The organism is Streptomyces sp. NPDC057950, assembly GCF_042887295.1.
Classification (GTDB): domain Bacteria; phylum Actinomycetota; class Actinomycetes; order Streptomycetales; family Streptomycetaceae; genus Streptomyces; species Streptomyces kaempferi.
In genome coordinates this window covers 280,127-299,343 of record NZ_JBHVPP010000011.1, presented here as the reverse complement: position 1 = coordinate 299,343, position 19,217 = coordinate 280,127, and the positions used below count along the sequence as shown (strand labels likewise).

At 71.5% G+C, this 19,217-nt stretch carries 18 protein-coding genes; 8 read left to right on the top strand and 10 right to left on the bottom strand.

Going from position 1 to position 19,217, the window contains the following annotated elements; translation table 11 throughout:
- Nucleotides 1-521 precede the first annotated feature (521 nt).
- The gene (locus ACFVTC_RS20465; protein ID WP_390128867.1) at nt 522-647 is read left to right on the top strand and encodes a hypothetical protein; all 126 of its coding nucleotides are present in this window, start codon (nt 522-524) and stop codon (nt 645-647) included.
- 78 nt (nt 648-725) lie between these two features.
- On the opposite strand, the gene ACFVTC_RS20460 is transcribed toward ACFVTC_RS20465, so the two are convergent.
- Genes ACFVTC_RS20460 through ACFVTC_RS20450 form a run of 3 tightly spaced genes read right to left on the bottom strand, consistent with a single transcriptional unit; the run spans nt 726 to nt 4,224 of the window.
- Complete coding sequence (locus ACFVTC_RS20460) at nt 726-1,523, bottom strand: phosphatase PAP2 family protein (RefSeq protein ID WP_390128865.1); 798 nt, start codon at nt 1,521-1,523, stop codon at nt 726-728.
- On the bottom strand, nt 1,524-2,477 hold the full coding sequence (locus ACFVTC_RS20455; protein WP_390128863.1) for a YihY/virulence factor BrkB family protein: 954 nt from the start codon (nt 2,475-2,477) through the stop codon (nt 1,524-1,526).
- Between the two features lies 1 nt (nt 2,478).
- Complete coding sequence (locus ACFVTC_RS20450) at nt 2,479-4,224, bottom strand: diacylglycerol kinase family protein (protein WP_390128861.1); 1,746 nt, start codon at nt 4,222-4,224, stop codon at nt 2,479-2,481.
- Nucleotides 4,225-4,542: 318 nt separating this feature from the next.
- On the opposite strand from ACFVTC_RS20450, the gene ACFVTC_RS20445 reads away from it, so the two are divergent.
- Nucleotides 4,543-4,713, top strand: coding sequence for a hypothetical protein (locus tag ACFVTC_RS20445; protein ID WP_054229772.1), 171 nt, complete (start codon nt 4,543-4,545; stop codon nt 4,711-4,713).
- A gap of 284 nt (nt 4,714-4,997) precedes the next feature.
- Here the strand turns inward: ACFVTC_RS20445 and ACFVTC_RS20440 are convergent, their stop codons facing one another.
- Both ACFVTC_RS20440 and ACFVTC_RS20435 read right to left on the bottom strand, forming a co-directional pair.
- Nucleotides 4,998-5,423, bottom strand: a complete 426-nt coding sequence (locus ACFVTC_RS20440) for an SRPBCC family protein (protein ID WP_390128859.1) — start codon at nt 5,421-5,423, stop codon at nt 4,998-5,000.
- Nucleotides 5,424-5,491: 68 nt separating this feature from the next.
- Nucleotides 5,492-6,505 carry an aldo/keto reductase gene (locus tag ACFVTC_RS20435; RefSeq protein ID WP_390128858.1) on the bottom strand — a complete coding sequence of 338 codons (1,014 nt, stop codon included), beginning with the start codon at nt 6,503-6,505 and terminating at the stop codon, nt 5,492-5,494.
- A 141-nt stretch (nt 6,506-6,646) separates the two neighbouring features.
- On the opposite strand from ACFVTC_RS20435, the gene ACFVTC_RS20430 reads away from it, so the two are divergent.
- Nucleotides 6,647-7,546 (top strand): LysR substrate-binding domain-containing protein, encoded by a 900-nt coding sequence (locus ACFVTC_RS20430; RefSeq protein WP_390128857.1) that lies wholly within the window; start codon nt 6,647-6,649, stop codon nt 7,544-7,546.
- 175 nt (nt 7,547-7,721) lie between these two features.
- On the opposite strand, the gene ACFVTC_RS20425 is transcribed toward ACFVTC_RS20430, so the two are convergent.
- Together ACFVTC_RS20425 and ACFVTC_RS20420 are read right to left on the bottom strand one after the other, a co-directional pair.
- Nucleotides 7,722-8,462 carry a VOC family protein gene (locus ACFVTC_RS20425; protein WP_390128855.1) on the bottom strand — a complete coding sequence of 247 codons (741 nt, stop codon included), beginning with the start codon at nt 8,460-8,462 and terminating at the stop codon, nt 7,722-7,724.
- A 117-nt stretch (nt 8,463-8,579) separates the two neighbouring features.
- On the bottom strand, nt 8,580-10,016 hold the full coding sequence (locus tag ACFVTC_RS20420) for a cellulose binding domain-containing protein (protein WP_390128854.1): 1,437 nt from the start codon (nt 10,014-10,016) through the stop codon (nt 8,580-8,582).
- A 409-nt stretch (nt 10,017-10,425) separates the two neighbouring features.
- On the opposite strand from ACFVTC_RS20420, the gene ACFVTC_RS20415 reads away from it, so the two are divergent.
- Entirely contained in the window at nt 10,426-11,271 is an 846-nt protein-coding gene (locus ACFVTC_RS20415; RefSeq protein ID WP_390128853.1) for a GntR family transcriptional regulator, read from the top strand.
- Nucleotides 11,272-11,310: 39 nt separating this feature from the next.
- On the opposite strand, the gene ACFVTC_RS20410 is transcribed toward ACFVTC_RS20415, so the two are convergent.
- Both ACFVTC_RS20410 and ACFVTC_RS20405 read right to left on the bottom strand, forming a co-directional pair.
- Nucleotides 11,311-12,387, bottom strand: coding sequence for a dipeptidase (locus ACFVTC_RS20410; protein ID WP_390128851.1), 1,077 nt, complete (start codon nt 12,385-12,387; stop codon nt 11,311-11,313).
- Entirely contained in the window at nt 12,384-13,709 is a 1,326-nt protein-coding gene (locus tag ACFVTC_RS20405) for an amidohydrolase family protein (protein ID WP_390128848.1), read from the bottom strand. Before ACFVTC_RS20405 ends, ACFVTC_RS20410 begins: the two co-directional genes overlap by 4 nt.
- A gap of 160 nt (nt 13,710-13,869) precedes the next feature.
- On the opposite strand from ACFVTC_RS20405, the gene ACFVTC_RS20400 reads away from it, so the two are divergent.
- Both ACFVTC_RS20400 and ACFVTC_RS20395 read left to right on the top strand, forming a co-directional pair.
- Nucleotides 13,870-14,646: an IclR family transcriptional regulator gene (locus ACFVTC_RS20400; protein ID WP_390128846.1), complete on the top strand. Its 777-nt coding sequence runs from the start codon at nt 13,870-13,872 to the stop codon at nt 14,644-14,646.
- Nucleotides 14,643-15,596: an ornithine cyclodeaminase family protein gene (locus tag ACFVTC_RS20395; RefSeq protein WP_390128844.1), complete on the top strand. Its 954-nt coding sequence runs from the start codon at nt 14,643-14,645 to the stop codon at nt 15,594-15,596. The genes ACFVTC_RS20400 and ACFVTC_RS20395 overlap by 4 nt, the downstream gene beginning before the upstream one ends.
- An 87-nt stretch (nt 15,597-15,683) precedes the next feature.
- On the opposite strand, the gene ACFVTC_RS20390 is transcribed toward ACFVTC_RS20395, so the two are convergent.
- Complete coding sequence (locus ACFVTC_RS20390) at nt 15,684-16,277, bottom strand: TetR/AcrR family transcriptional regulator C-terminal ligand-binding domain-containing protein (RefSeq protein ID WP_390128842.1); 594 nt, start codon at nt 16,275-16,277, stop codon at nt 15,684-15,686.
- A 79-nt stretch (nt 16,278-16,356) separates the two neighbouring features.
- Between ACFVTC_RS20390 and ACFVTC_RS20385 the strand changes: the two genes are divergently transcribed.
- Together ACFVTC_RS20385 and ACFVTC_RS20380 are read left to right on the top strand one after the other, a co-directional pair.
- Nucleotides 16,357-17,694, top strand: a complete 1,338-nt coding sequence (locus ACFVTC_RS20385; protein ID WP_390128839.1) for an MFS transporter — start codon at nt 16,357-16,359, stop codon at nt 17,692-17,694.
- A 518-nt stretch (nt 17,695-18,212) separates the two neighbouring features.
- Nucleotides 18,213-19,037, top strand: a complete 825-nt coding sequence (locus ACFVTC_RS20380; RefSeq protein WP_390128836.1) for an NPP1 family protein — start codon at nt 18,213-18,215, stop codon at nt 19,035-19,037.
- Nucleotides 19,038-19,217: the final 180 nt, after the last annotated feature.

Sequence of the window (19,217 nt, the reverse complement as noted above, 5' to 3'; positions counted from 1 at the left end):
GTGTGGGACCAGCGTGGTGACAGTGCGACCCTGCGCAACGACCACCGTCGTCTCGTGGACACCGTCACCTGGGGCGGCCACCGCGGCGGTCACGGTGGCGGTCACGGTGGCGGTCACCACTGACCCCGCCCCGCTCCTGAGCGTCTGATCCGCACCCGCTCGCACCACCACCCGACGGCGCGCCACCGGCCCACCCGGCCCAGGCGCGCCGTCGGCGCGTCCTCCCTGGACGCGTCGTCGCCCTGACGAGGGTCAGGGTCACCCGGCGTGGCGCCCCATCGTGGGCGAGTGCGGTTTCTCGGCCGTCGCGGTCGATGTGCCGGGCCGCGGTGACCGGCCGACTGACGAGACGTACGACCGGATCCCGACCGAGAACCAGGCCCGCGTCGCTGCCTCAGCGGAGCGGACTCCGCTGATCGCCGCCGTCCAGGCGCTGATGGCCCGCCGGACCGTCCCGGAACGGCGGGCGGACCTGGACCACCGCGTCCACGGCCCGCAAGGGCGACGGCTTCAACGCCACCGTGGAGCGGCCCGCCCGCGTGCACGCGGACGCGTACGTGACGCTGCGTGTCACCGCGAAGGACGCGGCCGGCGACAGCGTCCAGCAGACGGTGGACCGCGCCTACCTGCACCCCGGCACACGGTGACGGTGACCGTGACGGGGGATCGTCCCGCCTGACAACGGGGTGGGTGCCGGGGAGTCCGTCCCCGGCACCCACCCCGTCTCAGTGGGACACCTCCCGGCCGGCCGGACCCGGTTCCGGGTGGGCGCCGGTGAGCTCCGGCTCCAGACCGCCCGTCAACTCGGCGTGCCCGCGGCCTGAATCGACCCGCCATGCCTCGAAGGCCCAGGCCGTCAGGGCGACGACCGCGAGCCCCAGCAGCCAGCCGCCCACCACGTCACTGAACCAGTGCACGCCGAGCGCGACGCGGGTGAAGCCGACACCGAGCACCGAGACGACGGCCAGGCACCAGCCCAGCGGCCGCCAGACGCGCGGGACCAGGGGAAGCAGGACGAGCAGCAGCACCGCGAACGAGGTGGTGGCCGTCATTGCGTGCCCCGACGGGAACGAGAATCCCGGGGCATGCGCGACCGGATCCTCCAGGGACGGCCTGGCCCGCTCGACCACCGTCTTGACGAGCAGTCCGATCAGGCCGCCGGCCACGGCCGTCACGGCGGACCACGCCGCCAGCCGCCACGCCCTGCGGTACAGCAGCCAGACCGTGAGCAGCGCGACGGCCGTGCGCAGGGTGACGGGATCCCACACCCGGTCGGAGAGGAAGCGCAGGGTGCTCGTCCAGGCGGGGTGTTCCAGTGCCGTCACGTGCAGCCGCCGCGCGGTGCCCGCGTCCAGCCGGCGGAGGGGTTCCCAGTGGCCCTCCAGGAGTACGAGCAGGAGCCCGAAGGGCACGGCGGCGACCGCCGCGACGGCGGCCGAGCCGAGCAGCCGGACACCGAACCTGCGGTCTGCCGTCCGGCGCCGCTGGTCACGGAGGCGCAGGGCAACGGTTCGCACAGGCATTCACACTCCAGGGTCGGGGTGGATCGGACCGGGCCGCAGGGCCCGTGAGGCCTCCAGTTGCGCGGCGAACGCCAGTCCGAGGAACAGGGCGATGGAGGTCAGATAGGCCCAGAGCAACAGCGACATGAAGGCGCTGAGCGGGCCGTAGATCGTGTCGAAGGACCCGCTCACGCCCAGGTACAGGCTCAGCAGCCAGGTCAGCAGGGTCCACAGCACGAGGTAGACGGTGGCGCCGAAGGCCAGCCAGGTGTATCCGGGCTGATGCCTGCGGGGAGAGCGGCGGAAGATCGCGCTGGCGGAGATGAGCGCGAGCAGGAAACCGACCGGCCACCGGATGATCTCCCAGGCGGTTCTGGCCGCGCCGTCGAGTCCGTACACCGTCACCGCCGCGGAGGCCAGGTCGCCTCCGGCCACCATGACGACGAACCCGAGACCCAGCGGGATCCCGGCGCTGAGCGACATCACCAGGCCGCGCAGGTACTTCCGGTGGAAGGGGCGGTCCCGTTCGTTCCCGTAGATGCGGTTGGCGCCACGCTCGATCTGGCACATCGCCGTCGTGACGTTGACCAGGGAGAAGAGCAGACCGAACCAGAGGGCGACCTGCGCGCCGTCGCCCGCCGTGTGCCGGCTGCGCCGCAGCGCGTCGTCGACCACCTCGGCGCTCGGGCCCGCGGCGATCCGGTGGATCGTCAGCTCGGCGAATCTGCCGATGTCCTCCGAGTGCAGGGCCGTGGAGAGTCCGACGAACGCGATGGCGAGCGGGATCACGGCCAGGACCGTCTGCAGGGCGAGCGCCCGGGAGTGGCTGAAGCCGTCGGCGTACCGGAACCGGATGAACGAGTCGCGCAGCAGCGGCCAGCGGCCGTAACGGCGCAGGGACGCCAGCGCCTCGTCCGCGGACAGCTCCTCGCCGGTCATGTCGCGGGTCTCGGGGACCCTGGTCGCGGTACCCATGTCACTTCTCCCGGGACGGCAGCAGCACGGTCAGGGTGCCGGGCCTGACCTCGGCGGTGAGACGGCGTCCCGGGCCGACCGGGTCTCCGTCGAGTTCCCGGGACTGCGGGGAGTCGAAGGTGAGTTCGGCGCGCCGGAAGGTGAAGTACTCCACCGGTACGCCGGTCCGGCCGCCGTCCTGGGTGACGAGGGTGTCCATGGCGGAGGACCGGGGCGTCCGGGACCGGCCGCGCAGCAGCGTGCCCACCGCGCGCAGCCAGCCGCCGGGACCCCGCGGGTCGAGGACCAGGAGGTCGAGACGCCCGTCGTCGGGACGGGCGGACGGCAGGAGCGTCAGCCCGCCCTGGACGGTGCCGACATTGGCGACGAGGACCATACGGGCGGTACGGCGGACGGCGGGTGCGTCGTCGAGCCGGATGGTCAGGCTCATACGGGGGGTGCGCAGCGTGCTGATGCTCCCCAGGAGGTACGCGGGCCACCCCATCGCGGACTTGGCGCGTTCGTCCGTGTGCTCGATCATCGCGGCGTCCAGTCCGGCCCCGGACATCGCGGCGAAGTGGGTGGCGGGGAGGTCGTCGCCCTCGATGTGCCCGAGGTCCAGAGGATGCGAACTACCGCGCAGCGCGGCCTCCAGGGCCTCGGCGGGGGAGAGCGGCAGGCCGAGGTTGCGGGCCAGCAGATTGCCGGTGCCGCAGGGTACGACGGCGAGCGGGACCCCGCTGCCGGCCAGGGCGTCGGCCACCGCCCGGACGGTTCCGTCCCCGCCGCAGACCACGACCAGCGTCGCACCGTCACGGATCGCGCGGGCCGTCTGCCCGCCGCCCGGGTCGTCGCGCGTGGTCTCGATGAACACCGGCGCCCGGTGGCCGTTGTGGTCCAGGACCCGTCGCAGGGAGACGCGGGTGGCTTCGTCGGTCACCGTGGGGTTGAAGATCACGGCGGTGGTGCCGTGGTGGCGCTCGGCGCGGGTGCCGTCGGCGGCGGACAGGGAGCCGGTCGAGGGCGGCGCGGTCACGGACCTGTCCGCCAGCAGGGCGCGTCCGACGATCAGCAGGGACAGGCCGCCGTTGACGAGTCCGCCCACCACGTCCGTGGGGTGGTGCATGCCGCGGTAGAGGCGGGCGACGCCCACCAGCAACGGTATGAGGAGCAGCAGCACTCCGACGGCTCTGCGCCAGGGGCCGCGGCCGCGGGACAGCACCACCACGGCGAGGCCCGCGTACAGGGCGGTGGCGGCGCCGGTGTGGCCGGACGTGTAACTGGAGGTGGGCGGGGACGCGTCCAGGCGGTCCACGTCCGGACGGTCGCGGTCCACCGACAAGGTGATGACCAGGAAGACCAGGGACTGGAGGGAGACGGCGACGGCGAGGAAGACCGCCTGCCGCCACATCGGCAGGCGGGGCAGCAGAACCAGCACCAGACAGGCGGCCAGGGTGAGCGTGATGACCGTCAGGGTGTTGCCGGCCTCGGAGCCGAGGAAGGACAGAGTGGTGAGTGTGCCGGTGCGGCCCCGCTCGAAGGCCTCGTCGACGCGGTCCTCCACCGTCAGCGGCCACAGATCACGCGCGGGGCCGGTGATCAGGAGTCCGAGTCCCACCATCAGCGCGGCCTGGCACACCGTCAGTGCGGCGATGCGCGCGGTGGTCCGTCCGATGCCCCGGGGCATGGCCGCCGACCTCCCGGAGCCGGACCCCTCCGATGAGGTACGTGGCGGTCCGGCAGGTCTTTCCGGCACGGCGGTCGGCATCGGGGCTCCCACGGATCGGTGCCTTGCGGCGGCGTTCGGCCGGAGGCGACTCCCCCGACCCACGCCGTCTGCCCCGGGAGCCGCCGCGCAGACCTTCCGGGCGGAGAATCGTCCGGCCGATCGTCACGCTGGGTGTCTGCCGTCACACCGGCGCACACCTGTGGTGTCCAGATCGCCGAAGCCCGGCGCCCGGGGAGCGGAGGACGCTCGCTGCGGGGAGCCGTCCCGTATTGCCGGTCCGGGGGATAAGAAACAAATAAGATTCGGGCGCATGGGCGGGTATCGCCAGGGCACCCGGTGCTGCGGAGGTTGATAACCATGGTTCCCCTGCTGCTCGTTCTTCTCCTCGCTCTGGTCCTCTTCGGTGCCGGCTTCGCCTTGAAGGCCCTGTGGATCGTCGCCGTGATCGTGCTCGCCGTATGGCTGCTCGGTTTCGTGATGCGCTCCGCCGGAACCGGTGGCAGTCGTGGCCGCTGGTACCGCTGGTAGAGATCACCCAGTCCCACCCGGTGGTGGTGCGGGGCGGCCCCGGACGATCAGGTCCGGGGCCGCCCCGCGTTCGTGTGCCTCTTGCGTGAAGATGCCGGCTCCGGTGCGCGGGCGCCCCGGAGCGGGGCAGGAGAACCGCGTGGCCGGGAGGTCCGCCGTGCGCGCAGGGAACCGCGCACCTCCAACACGGCGGGTCTCCCGGCCACGTCCTCCCGTACGGCGCGCACCGCCCCGGCGCTCGACGGCCTTCGGAGGAGGACGGGTGCGGTGGACCCCGCCCCGTGTCAGTTCGCGGTAGACGCCAGGGTCCGTTTCAGCGCGGCCAGACCGTCCGCGTAGATGCCGTGGAACAGGGCGACGGCCTCGTTGTCGCTGATGCCGTCCGGTGTGAAGCTGCCGGACCACCGCACGTGGGCCCTGTCCTGCCGGCCGGTCTCGTGCACCGTGAGGGTGGAGAGGTAGCCGGTGACGGGGAAGGGCGCCTGGAGGATGGAGTAGCTGTAGGTCCGGGCCTTGTGGTCGAAGGCTTCGAGGCGTTCGACGATCACGCCGCCCTCCTCGTTCGTGAGACTCCGGACACGTCCGCCGTCGCCGAGTTCGCTGGTGGGGATGTACGGCAGCCAGTCGGGCAGCGAGTCGAAGCCGCCGATGAGCCGCCAGACACGGTCGGGCGAGGCGGGGATGTCGAGGGATGCGGTGGTCGTGGCCACGGGATTCTCCGTCGGGCTGGGGGTGAGGGTGTCGGCTGGGGGTGAGGGTGTCGGCGGGGGTGACGGGGTCAGGCCGCGGCGGGTACGGGAGCGTCCTCCGCCACCAGCCGCTCCGCGCGCAGGTCCGCCCAGAACGCGGCGGGGATCCTCTCGGTGAGAGCGGCGATGTCCTCCGCGATGCGACCGGGCCTGGTGGCTCCGGGGATGGCGGCCGCCGTCGCCGGATGGGCGAGGGAGAACTGCAGCGCGGCGGCCTTCACGCCCACCCCGTGCCGCCCGGCCAGCGCCTTGATGCGCTCCACCTTGTCGACGATGTGCGCGGGCGCCTGCTGGTACTCGAAGTGCGTACCACCGGCGAGGATCCCCGAGCTGTACGGTCCGCCGACCACGATGTCGACGTCCTGGGCCGCGGCGGCCGGCAGCAGGCGCTGCAGGGCCCGCTCGTGGTCGAGGAGGGTGTACCGGCCCGCGAGGAGGAAGGCGTCGGGCTTCGGCTCGTCCAGGTCGAGGGTGAGCTCCAGGGGCTCCACCCGGTTGACGCCCAGCCCCCATGCCTTGATGACGCCTTCGTCGCGAAGCCTCTGCAGGACGCGGAAGGCACCGGTGCGCGCGCTCTCGTAGACGGCCAGCCACTCGTCCCCGTAGAAGTCCTGCGCGACGTCGTGCACCCACACGATGTCGAGACGGTCCGTCCGCAGGCGCCGCAGACTGTCCTCGACGGAGCGGAGGGTGGCGTCGGCGGAGTAGTCGTTGACCATCTTGTTCGGACGGCCGTGTTCGAAGAGGCCGCCCTTCTCGCCGAGGTCGCGGGCGGACGGGTCCTCGACCTCGTCCAGGATGACGCGGCCGACCTTGGTGCTCAGCACGAACTCGTCGCGGGGGTGGCGGGCCAGTACGTCACCGAGCCGGATCTCGGAGAGGCCGGCGCCGTAGAAGGGCGCGGTGTCGAAATAGCGGATGCCCTGGTCCCAAGCGGCCTCGACGGTGGCCGCCGCCTCCTCTTCCGGGATGGCGCGGAACATGTTGCCGAGCGGTGCGGTGCCGAAGCCGAGTGAGCCGGGCAGGAGGAGGTTGATGCTCATGGAAGATCCTCACGGATAGGGACAAGAGAGGGATTCGTCCAGGAAAGGGCGATCCGTCGGCCTTACGTGTTCGAGGTTAGGATCTCCACATGAGACTGTCCAAGACTTGCTTGGACAGAGTTGAGTCCCCTGAGGTCCTACATGCTTGACCTGCGACAACTCCGCTATTTCGTCGCCGTCGCCGAGGCCGAACACGTCGGTCGCGCCGCCGAGCGGCTGCACATGTCCCAGTCGCCCCTCAGCCGGCAGATCGCCCAGCTGGAGAAGAACCTGGGACTCACCCTCTTCGAACGGAGCCAACAGCGCATCCGGCTGACTTCCGACGGCCGGGTCTTCCTCACCGAGGCGCGGGCACTGCTGCGCCACGCCGACCGGCTGGAGAACCTCGGCCGGCGGCTCGGCCGCGGGGAGGAGGGCGGCCTGTGCATCGGCTACGTGGCCGACGCGATGCACACGGGCATCCTGCCCGTCGCCCTGCGCACGTTGCGTGACCGGCGTCCGGGCATTCACGTCGCGCTCCACGACCAGGAGTCGGCCGAGCAGTTCGAGGGTCTGCGACAGCGCAGCCTGGACATCGCGCTGGTGCGCACCCCGCCGCCCGAGGGCGACCCCGACCTGAACTCGGCGCCGTTGCTGAGGGATCCGCTGCTGCTCGTGCTGCCCGCCGGACATCCGCTCGCGGCGCGGGAGGAGTTGACACCGGACGCCCTGGACGGCCAACCGTGGATCGCGGTGGGCGATGCCCCGGACCCGGCCTGGCGCGACACGTTCGTCGCGTCGTGCGTCGCCTCCGGTTTCGCACCGGACATCCGTCTGGACGCGGCCGACCCCCTTACCGCGCTGGGCCTGGTCGCCTCCGGCCTCGGCCTCGCGCTCATCCAGAAGAGCATGGTGCGCGGCACGTCCGACGGCGTCGCGATACGCGAACTGCCCTGGTACGGAGGCTCGGTTCAGTTGTGGGCGGCGTGGCACCGCGTCGATCTGCGGCCCGTGGTCGCCGAGTTCCGCGAAACCGTCCTGAGGGGACGGGGGGACGCGTGAGCCGAGGGGCGCGTAAACGCGTAAACGCGTGAACACGTGAACACGTGAACGCGTGAACGCGGGAGGGGAGCGCGGTTCCTTCGGTACGGGATACGGGATACGGGGTGCCCGGTGGCGGGGCCACGACGTATGGGCGCACAGGGCCCACGTGCCGGAGTGCCGTCGAATCTCCGTGTCAGGACCGGGCGAGGACGCAGAACTCGTGGCCCTCCGGGTCGGTCAGACACGTCCACGGGACGGCGCCCTGGCCGACATCGAGGTCGGTGGCGCCGAGGGATCGCAGCCGGGCCACCTCCGCCGACTTGTCGTCGCCGGGGGCCGGCACCAGGTCGAGATGGACGCGGTCCGGCACGGTCTTCACGCCGGGTGCGCGGAGGAACTCCAGGTACGGGCCGACCCCCTTGGCGGAGCGCAACACCGCGTGATCGTCGGTCACTTCGCGCAGCGTCCAGTCCACCGCCTCGTCCCAGAACCGCGCCATGGCCCGCGGATCCACGCAGTCGACCACCACTGCGGCGATCGGCCCGGTGTCCCGGTAGACCTCCCGGGGCTCCAGCACGCAGAACTCGTTGCCTTCCGGGTCGGCGAGGACCGTCCACGGCACATCGCCCTGGCCCACCTGGGCGGGCGTCGCACCGAGAGCCCGGAGGCGCGCGACCAACTCCGCCTGATGGGCCGTGGAGGTGGTGGCGAGGTCGAGGTGCACACGGTTCTTCGTCGTCGTCCTGGGTTCCGGGACGGCGATGACGTCGACGCAGACGGTGACCGGGTCCAGCCAGTCGAAGCCGACGGGTTGGACGGCGGTCGCGCCGGGTTCCCCGCCGGTGACACACCAGCCGAGCGCCTCCGCCCAGAACCGGCCGACCGCCGAGTCGTCGAGAGCCTTCATGTTCACGAGGACGGGTCGCAGCGACATGCCGGGGATCCTACGCACCGGCTGTCGTCACGGGGCCGCACGCGCGACGCCGACCTCGCCTCGGTGACGATGCGGTGAACCGTCACGTCGGGGAAGCCGGCGCCGGGGCACGTGAGGTCAGGAGGCCGGGACCTCGTCCACGAACTTCGTTCCGGCGGTGCGGTACGCGGCCACCTTCGCGGTCACCTGGGCCGGGGTGAGGACCTGGTCCTTGACGTGCAGTACGTAGTCGACCTGCTCGTCGTAGGCGCGGGCCGTGGTCGAGGTCTGCCCGGCGAGGTCGATCAGCCACTGGTTGAAGTTGATCGACATCGGGCGCTCGGGCAGGTACTGGGCGTCGTGGGTGCCGAAGAGCTGCCCGTCGATGTAGTACGTGATGCTGCTGTTGTCGATGGTGAGCACCAGGTCGTGCCATCCGTCGTAACTCCGGCGACCCTCGGTGTGCTGGTTGACGGCCTGCCAGGGGTCCGGGTTGTACGTCTCCCAGGACGTGGTGTACAGGATGTCGCCGCTCTCGCCCCAGCCGCCGTTGGGCAGATACTCGAAGTCGTACTCGGAGTAGTCGTCGGCCATCGGGGCCTTGAGGTCGTTGATGGTGAAGAAGGTCTGCACGAGGTGGTCGCCGTCCGGTCCCGACTTGGGGGTGTCGGAGAACTTCACGCGGGCCGCGTAGGTGCCGTTCTTGAACTTCGTGCTCCGGGAGACGACTTCGGTCTGCCTGGTGGACTCCGCGGTGCCCGAGGTGGAGGTCTCCAGGTTCATCACCGTGTTGCCGGACACGGTGGGGAAGGTGACCTTGGAAGGGTCCCAGGTGGCGCCGGGAACCCCGGGACCTCCGGAGTTGGAGCGGACGTTCCAGCCGTGGGCGGCGATGGCGGGGTCGGTGTACGACGCGTAGTCGAAGTCGTCGAACAGGCTCTGGCCTCCACCGGGCGGGTCGGTGGGGTCGGTCGGGTCGGTGGGATCCGTGGGGCCGTTGCCGTCGGGCGCGGTGCCCCACACGGTGGTGCCGGCGAGCTGTGCGGTGACCTTGTTCCAGTCCGCGTACGAGGTCTGGGAGCCGTTGAAGGAGTAGTCGTCCGCCTGGTTCAGGGTCTGCCAGCTGGACTGGTAGAAGCGGAGTTGCATGTCGCTGGTGTCGGCGCCCGCTGCCAGCGATCCGGCCGCCGAGGTGAAGCCGACCTCCAGATAGCGGTCCGCGGTGGCGGTGGGGTGGCCGAGCACGCCGAACGTGCCCGTGATGTTGGCGCACCCCTTGACCGCCCAGGAGCAGGCGAAGCGGTACGAGGCACTGGCCGAGTCCGCCTTGAAGTAGTAGCGGATCTTCACCTGGCTCAACTGGACCGTGGTGGAACCGGTGTTGCGTACCTTGAACCAGGGCTCGCTCTGATCGGCGGTGGCCCCGCTCGCACTGGTGCGGTACTGAACGGCGATGCCGTCGGCCGCGGCGGAGGCGGTCACGGTCATGGGGAGGGCGGCCAAGGCGGTACTGCCCAGCAGGGCCGACAGTGCCAGGGCCACACGGCCGCGGCCGACGGGGGGACGAGTTCTCATCTGGGGGGTTCCTTTCAGGGGGACTCCCGCCGCGCGCGGGAGGGCCAGGGGGAGGGCAGCCGTCAGGGTCGCCGGGATGAGGAGCGTGCGGTGGGTCCCGCGCCCGGCGGTGCGGTGCCGGGCGGGGGGAGCGGGCGGTGCTTCGCGATCGGCCTCCGGGGACCTGGCGACGGACGGCGCATCGTGCTTGACCAGTTGACCGACCGGGTTTACCAGTTGGTATACCGGTTGAAGGTGGCATAGACCAATGCGTGCGTCAACCCCCGTATGCTGTAAGGGATTTGGGAATATGACGAATAATCAGACGGCTCACTCACCGCATCCAGGTGACTCGAAGCCCTTGACCAGTGGACCAGTTATGGTCAGCGCGATACCAGTTGCCCGCCCCGACGAGGATCGAGAGTCCCGCATGGAGATCGACCCGGCCGCCTCCCGTGCGCTGCTCAAGCGTGAGAAGGTGCGCGACGCCGTCCTCGAGTTGATCGAGGAGCGTCGCCCGGGTGACGCGATTCCCTCCGAGCGCACCCTGTGTGCCGAACTCGGCGTCTCCCGGCCGACGTTGCGGGCGGCGGTGGACCAACTCGTCCTCGCCGGCCTGCTGGTGCGCGAGCACGGACGCGGCATGTTCGTGGCCGGCGAGAAGATCACCCAGGAACTGGTCCCGGACCGGCGGACCTTCAGCTTGCCTCAGGCCGCGGGCAACTGGACCAGCCGGCTTCTCGAATTCAGCACGCAGCGGGCCGGTGCACGGGTGGGCCGCAAGCTGCGCATCTCGCCCGCGGCCGAGATCCGCTACGTCGCACGCCTGCGGCTCGTCGACGGTTCCCCCATGGCCATCGAGTACCTCCACGTCCCCGCGGACCTGGCGCCGGACCTCACCCGGCACGAACTGGAGAGCGGCGATCTGTACCAGCACCTGAAGGAACGCCACGGAGTCCAGGTCAGCGAGGCGGTGCAGGCCATCGAGCCCACTGTGGTGACCCGCGGCGAGGCGGACCTGCTCGACGTGCCGGAGCTGTCACCGGCTCTCCTCTTCGAGCGTCTCACCTCCGACACCCGCAACCGGCCGGTGGAGTACGTTCACTCGGTCTACCGGGGCGACCGCTACCGCATAGTCTCCCGGCTGGCGCTCGGTCCGCTCGCCGAACAGCCCTCGCCCCCCGACGGCCATCACCCCGGTATCCCGCCTGGTGACCTGATGGCGGGTGAACCCGTCACCTTCTCCACTCGGGGTGTGGTGCAGAGCGACCCGTGACGGTCGGTGGCGGGGGACCGCGGAGCGAGGTGACCCGGGTCAGGAACCCGACGGGGTCCAGACGCGTTCGGCGTGCTCGAGGAAGTTCGTGCCGAGAATCTTCTTGATGCGCCGCGATTTGTACCCGCGGGCCTCCAGCAGACGGATCAGTTCCCGGAACTGGTTCACACCCCGCAGGTCGATGACGAAGGGCAGGGTGTCGTCGCGCTCGCCGGCCGCGCCGACGCCTGCCTCCCGGCGCAGGGCCACGTGCTCGGCGAGGCGGGCACGATAGGCGTCGAGGTCGTCGATGGAGGTGACCGTTCCGTCGGTGCCGATGCCCACATGGTCCTCCCCGCACACGTTGACGGCGTGCGCGATGTGGTCGACGACGTCCTCGGCGCGGGCGTGACCGGACAGCGAGAGGAAGGGCATGAAGTAGATGCCCACGAATCCGCCGCGGGAGGCGACCAGACGCAGTTCCTCGTCGGTCTTGTTGCGGGGCAGGTCGGCGAGGGCACGGCAGCCGGTGTGGTTGACGGAGACGGGCAGGCGTGAGTACGCGGCGGCTTCCAGGCAGGTGCGCTCCCCGCTGTGGGAGAGGTCGACCATGACGTGCTGCTCGTTCAGCGCGTCGACGACCCGGTGCCCGAAGTCGCTCAGGCCGCGGTTCTCCGGCGCCATCGAGCCGTCGCCGATGTGATTGGCCTGGTTGTACGTGAGCTGGACGACGCGCACACCGAGGTCGGCGAAGGTCGCGATCCGCCCGGTGTCGTCGCCCACGGCCACGGCGTTCTGGAAGCCGTAGATGACGCCGATCCTGCCCTCGGCGCGGGCGCGGCGGATGTCCGCGGCCGTCCGGACCTTGGTGAGGTCGGCGGAGTGGTCACGGACGAGCCTGTCCCACACGGCGATCTCATGGAGGGTGTGCTCGTACGGAGGCAGATCGCCCATCGTGTAGCCGAGGGTGATGTTGACCGCGGTCAGACCCGAGGCGTGGGCTTCGGCCAAGGTCCTCTTGTCGATGGTGAGTTGCTCGCTGGACGGGTTGAGCTGAGCGGCGGCGTCGGCCGAGCCGGGGGCGTTGGGGTTGTCCAGCTGCCCGAGCGCGTTGATGATCACGGGTGTGTCGGTCATCGGGGTCCCTCGGGGTCGGTGCGCCCGAACTCGGCGCGTTCGAAGCGGCGTCCACGCTTGACGGTGAGCGCGATGGTCCGCAGATTTCCGATGTCGCGGAGGGGATCCTCGTCCAGGACGGCGAAGTTGGCGAGCTTGCCCGCCTCGACGCTGCCCATGACGTCCTCGGCGCCCGCGCTCCGGGCGCCCACCAGCGTCGCCGAGTGGAGCACCTGGTCGGCGGGGATGCCGCAGCGGCGGACGAGGAAGTCGAGTTCCTCGTAGAGGGCGGGAAAGGGGTCGCCGGGGTCGGTCTCGTAGTCCGTGCCGGTGGAGATCGCGACGCCCGACCGATGGGCCTGGGCGGTGAGGGCCGCGGCGAGTTCCACGTTGGCCCGCGCGCGGGCGGCGGACTCGGGAGTGTCACCGGCCAGGAGATCGCTCAGCCACATTCCGGCGGTCGCGTCCAGGACCGTACCGCGCTCCCGCATGCGCGCGAAGAGCGCGGCCAGCCGTGGTTCGTCCCCCGTGGTGAACCGGGCGTGGTCGACGGGCGGCTTGTCGCGGTAGCTGATCAACCGGTCCTCGACCGCCTCGAACGGCAGCAGGGTGACGTGCGAGAGGCTGTCGGCGCCGGCCGCGACGAGGTCACCCGGTTTCGCCGGGAAGACCGTGGCGTGGGCCCAGACGCGGATGCCCTGGCGGTGCGCCTCGGCGGTGATGGCGGCCACGGTGTCACGGTCCAGGTCCGCGTAGATCTTGATGGCGGTGGCATGGGTGCCGCGTGCCATCGCCACCGCCAGCGGAAGGTCCGTGTCCGTGGTGATGGCCTGCATCCACGGCACCTCGCCCGGCGCCGCGCCACGGGTGACCTGGTGGGTGCGCGGATCGTCGAAGAAGCCCGGCCCCGCCATCAGGGCGGCGTACCGGATGTCGGGACCGGGGATCTCGCCGACGAGGGTGGCTCGCGCCAGGTCGCCCACCTGGCGCAGGTCGTCGGCCATGTCACGGACGGCGGTGACGCCGCCGAACGCGAGCCGGCGCAGCACCGCCTCCGCGGCGGGCCGGTCGGGCGGGGTGGCGAGGTGCTGGTGGGAGTCGATCAGTCCCGGCACGACGAAGCGTCCGTCGAGATCGAAGACCTCGGCGTCGGCGGGCAGACCGGCGGCGATCACGTGGTCCTCGCCGACGGCACGCACGACCGGGCCGTCCGTGACGATCGTCGTCGAGGGCCGGAGGGGGCCGCCGGTGCCGTCGAACAGGGTGGCACCGCGGTAGACCGCGACCGTGCCCGGCGCCGCGGGGGCGTAGGGGGTCGGCGCGCCCGCGCTTTCGTCCGCCATCTTCACCTCTCAGCAGGACTGTTACGCTCAGCGCAACAGCCGTATCGTCACTGGAAACATTCGGCACTGTACCCCCGTCCCGCTCCGCTTCCGCAAGGTCCCCGGGGCCGGTGGGGATCCGGTGCCACGCCGGGGCCCGATGCCACAAGGAGCGCTCCCCATGCCCGAAGCCCCCCGCACGGCGGTGGACAAGGCGCTCGACCTGGTCGAGGCCGTTGCCCGCTCGCCCCAGCCGCCGCGCCTGACCGACCTGGCCGAGGCCGTGGACCTGCACCGGGCGACCGCGTACCGGATCCTGCTGGATCTCGTCCGCCGCGGCTGGGTGCTGCGCGCCGGTGACCGCTACCTGCCCGGCACGGCGGTCCTGCAGCTGTCCGCCGCCGCCACGCGCCACTCCCTAGTGGCCCTGGCACGGCCGGTGCTCCTCGGCCTGTCCGGGGCCACGGAGATGATGGTCAACCTCCAGGTGCTCGAGGAGGACCGCTCCCGAGTGATCGACGTCGTACGGCCCGAACGCCTCGGCATGATCACGCGCCTGCTCGGCGAGGCACTGCCCGTCCACCGGTTCGCCGGTCCCCTGGCCCTGGTCGCCGCGCTCGAGCCGGAGGCGCGCGGGCCCTATCTCCGCCCGGCCGAGGCGGCGGGGCACTCGCTCGACGGTCCCGGCGGACTGGTGGCGGAGATCGAACAGACCCGGCGGTCCGGGTTCGCCGTCGAGCACGGCCGCAACGAGAAGCCCGTCGCCTCACTGAGCCGCGCGGTGGTCGTGGACCGGGGAGCCCCCCTCTGCGCCCTCACCGTGGTCGGTCTCGACGCGGAGATCGACACGGCGCGACTCCTCCTCCTGAAACAGCGACTGCGCGAGGCCACCGAGGAGCTGGGCCGCCTGCTCTCCTCGACGGGCTCCGTGACCGCCTCGACGGAGGCACCGGCATGACCGGGGTTCTCGTCCTCGACCGGGCCCGGACGCGCGCCGCCCTCGACCCCCCTCGGGTCATGGATGCGGTCGCGACCGCACTCGTCGCCATCGGCCGGGAGGAGGTGTCGGCCCCACCGAGGATCGCCGCGCGCACGGCGAGCGGACTGCTGGGCGCCATGCCCGGCTACGTTCCGGGGCTCGGCCTCGCGGCCAAGCTCGTCTCCGTGTTCGGCGATCCCGGCCGCCCCGGCCGCAGCGCGCACCGGGGAATGGTCGCCCTCTTCGACGCCGACGACGGCCGGCCCCTCGCCCTCATGGACGCCGAGTCCCTCACCGGCATCCGGACGGCCGCCGCAGCCACGTGGAGCGCCCGCGCCCTGGCGCCCGCGGAACCGGCCGGCCCCGCGACCGTGATCGGTACCGGGGCGCAGGCCCGCGCCCAGGTCGCCCTGCTCGCGGCGCTCGATCCCGTCGCACCCGTCGTCGTGGCCGGCCGCGACCCGCGGAGCGCCCGGCTCACCGCCGACCTGCATCCCCGGGGGAGGGTGGCCACAGGTGTAGAGGCGGCGGTCCGCGCGGCGGGCGTCGTCTTCTGCTGCACCGGTGCGACCCGGCCGGTGGTGCGCCGTGACTGGCTCGCGGCCGGCACCCACGTCAGCTCGGTCGGCGGCTCGCACGGTCCCGAACTGGACACCGCGACCGTGCGGGACGCGGCGCTCTTCGCCGAGTGGGCGGGCGCGGCCGGCACCGGACCCCCGGCCGGGGCGCACGAGTTGCAGGGTCTGCCCGCCGGGCGGGCGGTCACCCTGCTCGGTCACGTGCTCTGCGGGGACCACCCCGGACGGCGCGGCGCGGACGAACTGACCGTGTTCAAGTCCACCGGGCACGCCGCCCTGGACGTGGCCGCCGCTCATGTCGTCCACGCCGTCGCCTCGGCCGCCGGGTGGGGGACGAGGGTCGACCTCTGACGACGGCGAAGAACGGCCTCCGGGGACGTCCGGACGCGGATACCGGAGCTCGGCGCCCCGAATGTCCGTACGTCCCCGGCGACCCCGTCACCCGGACGTGGGCCCACCAGGGGGAACCCGGCACTGGATCGCCGCGAGCAGGGTCGCCACCAGGCCCCGGGCCCACTCGCCGGACGCGGGTTCCGCGCTGAAGATCGCGCGGTAGTACAGCGGGCCGAGCAGCATGTCCACGGCCGTGCCCACGCTCGGCACCTCACCGCCGCGAGCCTGCTCGCGCTCGATGATCGCGCCGAGCTGCGCGTGCCGGTCACCCGTGCAGGCGCTCCCGCCGCCCGGACCCGAGCCGATGGTCGCCCGCATCAGGGCGAGGACGTCGGGGTCGGCGAGGTCGGTGGCCACGTCGCCCACCCATCGCTCCAGGTCACCCGCGAGGGAACCGGTGTCCGGGACCACCACGTCGCCGCTGAACCGGCTGGTGGCGACGTCGTTCAGGAGCTGCGCCACCGAACCCCAGCGCCGGTACACGGTGGTCGCGTGCACACCGGCACGGGCCGCGACGACGGGAATGGTCAGCGCCTCGGCCGGCCCCTCGGCGACCAGTTCCCCGACCGCGCGGTGAACGGCCGCCCGCACCTTCGCGGAGCGGCCGCCGGGACGGGTTTGAGTAGTTGCTTCGGCCATACGGAAATTATCGCACTCATCGCTGCGTTAGGGCTAGCGTAGTTAACGCAATGATCACTGCATTCGGAGAGGGCGCCGCATGTCCGACGCACCCACGCGTGACAAGAACACCCCGGTAACACCGGTGACACCGACCGCCGCGACAGCCCCGGCGGCCCCGGTCCCGGCCGGGTCGCCGAGCGGCCGTGCGCGACGCGGGCTGAGCCGGCCGGTGGCCTTCGCCTCCATCGCCGCCGTCTTCATCCTGTTCATGGCCGCATCGAGCGCACCGTCGCCGCTCTACGTCATCTACCAGCAGGAGTGGAGCTTCTCGGCCACCACGCTCACCTCCGTGTTCGCGGTGTACGTGGCCGGCATGATCGCCGCGCTGCTCGTGCTCGGGGCACTGTCCGACCACATCGGCCGACGGCCCGTCCTGGCCACGGCCATCGCCCTCGAGGCGGTCGCGATGGTCCTCTTCATCGTCGCCGGCGACGTCTCGATACTTCTCACCGCCCGCTTCGTGCAGGGCATCGCCACCGGTGCGGCCATGACGACCCTCGGTGCGACACTCGTCGATCTGAACCCGCCCCACGCACCGCACCGCGCCGGGGTCATCACCGGCGCGGCCCCGACGTTCGGGCTCGGTCTGGGCGCACTCGGCTGCGGTGTCCTGGCACAGTACGGGCCGCACCCGACCCGGCTGGTCTACGTGCTGTTGCTCGCGGGTGTGGTCCTCGCCGGTCTGCTGGTCGCCCTGCTGCCGGAGACGGCACAGCGCCGGCCGGGTGCCGCACGGTCGCTGCGGCCGCGGCTGGGGGTCGCTCCCCGGCTGCGCTCGGACCTGATCGCCCTCGTGCCGATCCTGGTGGCGAGCTGGGCCCTCGGCGGGCTGTACCTCTCGCTCGGTCCGTCCGTGGCCGCCAACCTGTTCGGTCTGTCCAGCCACGTCATCGGCGGCCTCGTGGTCACCCTGCTCTGCGGACCGGCCTCGGTCACCGTCTTCGTGCTGCGTGGCTGGCCCACCGAACGCACCCTCGCCCTCGCGGCCGGCCTGCTGCTCGGCGGGACGGCGGTCGGCCTGGCCGGGGTGCAGGAGCACTCGCTCGTGATGGCCGCCGTCGGCACCGCCATCGCCGGAGTCGGCTTCGGCGGGTCGGCCCTGGCCAGCTTCGGCACGCTGGCCCGGATCGCCGAACCGGCCGAGCGGGGCGAGCTGTTCGCGGTCGCGTTCGTCATCTCCTACCTGGCGTTCAGCATCCCCGCGGTGGTCGCCGGATTCGCCGCCACGAACGTGGGCCTGCACGAGACCTCGGTCGTCTACAGCGCGGCCGTCATCGCCTTCAGCGCCCTCGCGCTCGCCGCCCAGTGGCTGCGCACCGCACGCGCCAGGAACGCCGACCGCCGCGACCGGATCGCCGGCGTCCAGGACTGGTGACAACGGTTCCGCGCCGACCCCGGATTCCTCGCGGCCGGTGCGGGACCGTATACGTCCGCCGCGGCCGACCGGGACCGGCTCGCTCCGGGAATTGCCCGATATGGCGATGTGTCGGATGACGGCGACGTTTATGAAATCAGTACCTCCGCAACGGATTTCTGGGCTGGAGGCTGTCGGAACCCGTACCGACAAGCGGCCTTCGGGCGGACCTGGGCGCGCACGCCCCTCCCGTGCCCGGACGGCACCGCCCAGTTGGTGAACCCGCCATCCGGCTCCGCGAACTTCCCACGCCCGTAAGGTGGTTGCGCCCCGGCGGCGCATGCGGCAGGCCCCCTCGGTGTTTCGCCGAGGGGGCCTGCCGCAAAGTCGTTGTTTCCGAATGCTCTTGAAAACTTGGCCTGTACATTACAGATTACTCGTCTGCGGGACACGGGGATCACCTCTTATGGGGGCAGGAGTGATCTTGCTGTGAAGTGACGCCGCAGCGAACGGTCACCGAGTTCTTCGAGAGGGCGGAAATGAGAATCCTGTCATCACCCGGAGCACGTCAGCCGGCTCCAGGACGCCTGAAGCGCAAGGCGTCCTGGTTCGGGGTGCTGTTCGGCGCCACCGTCCTGACCGTCGCGCTCCCTTCGGCGGTGGCCCAGGCGGACAACCTGCCGAATCTGCCTCAGAACGCCGGAGGCTACGAGGCGTCGTTCTCGCCCGCGTACGACTACGACGGCGACGGCTGCTACCCCGTCGCCGCCATCGCCCCCGACGGAACGCTCAATCCCGGTCTGAACACCACGGGCGCCGTCAACGGCAGTTGCCGTGACCAGTCAGACCTCGACCGGACGCAGACCTACGCCCGCTCGAAGTGCAACAACGGGTGGTGTGCCGTCGTGTACGCCAGCTACTTCGAGAAGGACCAGGCCGTGGCCGGCAGCGGTCTCGGCGGACACCGCCACGACTTCGAGCACGTGATCTCCTGGATCAACCAGGCATCGAACCAGGTGGAGTACGTCTCGACCACGCAGCACTCCAGCCAGAAGACCTACGCGCGGTCCGAGGTCCGGTTCGACGGTACGCACCCCAAGATCGTGTACCACAAGGACGGTCTCGGCACGCACTTCTTCCGGCTCGCCAACAACAACGACGAGCCTCCGGAGAACCACTACCACGACTGGCGTTACCCCCCGATCGTGGACTGGAACGGCTGGCCGAGCATCTCGCTGCGGGACCGGCTGATGAACGCCGACTTCGGGTCGGCCACCATCAAGACCACGGACAAGGACGACCGCTTCCGTAATCTCCTGAACGCCTCCAAGCCCGCGGGGATCCCGTTCGATCCGTGGAACTGACATTCGGGGCCGCCGTGGTGCGGCGGCGGGGTGACGGACCGACCCGTCACTGACCAGGTCCGCTGACGCGGACGCCCACGTCGCCCGGACGCCGTGGGGCCGGGCCCGGGGCCGGGGCGGGCCCCCGGCGTTGGGCTGGGCGGGGTGGGGGATACCCGCGCCCGGGGCCGGGGGGCGGGA